Raw genomic sequence first — 1,794 nt, forward strand, 5'->3', positions numbered from 1 at the left:
CTATTATTAGGATTAGAGCGAGGAGAATTAGAAGTTATTCTCTTGGCAATTTCAATCAAACCAGACTGGGTAATTATAGATGAGAAATTAGCAAGAAGAGTTGCCAAAGCTATGGAATTACTCGTCAAAGGAACATTAGGAATTCTCTTGGTTGGTTTTTATGCAGGTTATCTATCTAAACAAGAAATTTTAGATTTATCACAACAGTTAGTTGATTATGGAACTCGTATTAGTTCTCCGATTCTTAATTGGCTAAAAACAGAATTAGACAATGATCATTAATATCAAATCAATGCAAAATAAACTACCATGAAACAACTAATCGTACACATTCGTGACCAAGAAAAAGCAGAAACACTCTCTAAAATTTTAACTGCTTTAGATTTTGTTGACTCCGTAGAAATCATCGAAGATCAAACAACATTATCTGATAACGAGCAAGACTTCTTTGCCCTGGCAGGATTGTGGGAAGACAGGGATATTACCCCTAAATCTATCCGTGAAGCAGCATGGCGAGAAGAAAACCGATGATTTTATGTGACACCAATATCCTCATTGAATTCTATAAAAACAAACATAGAATTATCGAAGAGCTTCGCCATATTGGACTAAATCAACTAGCCATTAGTTCCATTACTCAAGCCGAATTATATTATGGAGCAATCAATAAAAATGAACTCAACAAAATCAAAAGACATCTCGGATTGCTACATACCTTTCCTGTAGATGTCGCAATATCCAATCAATTTATTAACTTAATGGAAACCTACTCCCTCAGTCACAAACTCAACATCCCTGACTCTATCATTGCCTCAACAGCATTAGTGCAGAATATTAAGCTATATACATTGAATTTGAGAGATTTTTGTTTTATTCAAGGCTTAGAACTCTATGATCTGTCAAATGAATAACCCATCAACGTTAGCATTTTCCAGCGTTCAGCGAACCAGTCATAAATTAGTCAAAAAATCAAAGAGAATGAAGATAATTGTTAATTCTATTCCCAACTTAGTCCCTTTAATCCTTCATTTTGGGGGGGAGGTCGCCTGAAGAGAAGTGTATCAAAGTATTAGGGATGTTAGTCGCTGGTGGCGGTGATTCTTGTCCCATTAATTAACAATGATTAATTATTAATTAATCGGCAAAATTAAGTAAAATAGTAATAGACCAAATTAGAGAGAAAAAATCATCTATGGCAACTACATCCGAAGACGTATGGAGACTCTTAGCCGAATTAGCGACTGCTCAAGCCGAATTAACTGCTGCTCAAGCCGAATTAACTGCTGCTCAAAAAGAAACTGACAAACAACTCAAGGAAACTGACCTACTATTGAAGGAAGTTAGTCAACAACAGAAAGAAAACGCCCAACAACAGAAGAAGACTGACAAACAACTCAAAGAATTAGGTCAGCAAATTGGGGGACTAGGAGCAAAATTCGGCAGCTTTACCGAAGGACTTGCCCTTCCCTCAATGGAAAAGATTCTCAGACAACGGTTCGGTATGAAAGTTGTTAGTCCCAGTGTCCGAGCAAGCGAAGATGGACAACACCTAGAAATTGATGTCCTTGCCTATACTAATGGTGAGCTAAATACTGCCTATATCGTTGAGGTTAAAAGTCATGCTAGAGAGGAATCCATTACACAATTAAAAAGTATTTTGCAACGGTTTCGCCGCTTTTTTCCTGAACACAAAGATAAAAAACTCTATGGCATATTAGCGGCGGTTGATTTATCCCCAGAATTACGGGAAAAAATTCTGCAAGAAGGGTTTTATGTGGCTCGGATTCATGACCA

Annotated in this window: 3 protein-coding genes and 1 pseudogene; all 4 read left to right on the forward strand. The window is 36.9% G+C overall.

What is annotated here, in order from left to right:
- Nucleotides 1-282 (forward strand): annotated as a pseudogene (locus IQ242_RS23915) (DUF3368 domain-containing protein); the annotation flags it as partial.
- 27 nt (nt 283-309) lie between these two features.
- On the forward strand, nt 310-531 hold the full coding sequence (locus IQ242_RS23920; protein WP_002780145.1) for a hypothetical protein: 222 nt from the start codon (nt 310-312) through the stop codon (nt 529-531).
- A complete protein-coding gene (locus IQ242_RS23925) occupies nt 528-911 on the forward strand; it encodes a type II toxin-antitoxin system VapC family toxin (protein ID WP_193961669.1) in 384 nt (127 codons plus the stop codon). Before IQ242_RS23920 ends, IQ242_RS23925 begins: the two co-directional genes overlap by 4 nt.
- Before the next feature lie 281 nt (nt 912-1,192).
- Nucleotides 1,193-1,794: DUF3782 domain-containing protein (locus IQ242_RS23930; protein WP_193961670.1), on the forward strand; the 602-nt coding region annotated here is incomplete at its 3' end.

The organism is Microcystis sp. LEGE 08355 (genome assembly GCF_015207185.1).
Taxonomy (GTDB): Bacteria; Cyanobacteriota; Cyanobacteriia; order Cyanobacteriales; family Microcystaceae; genus Microcystis; species Microcystis panniformis.

Coding starts and splice junctions, on each gene's coding strand:
- IQ242_RS23920 (WP_002780145.1), top strand. CDS start 310: ATGAAACAACTAATCGTACACATTCGTGACCAAGAAAAAGCAGAAACA.
- IQ242_RS23925 (WP_193961669.1), top strand. CDS start 528: ATGATTTTATGTGACACCAATATCCTCATTGAATTCTATAAAAACAAA.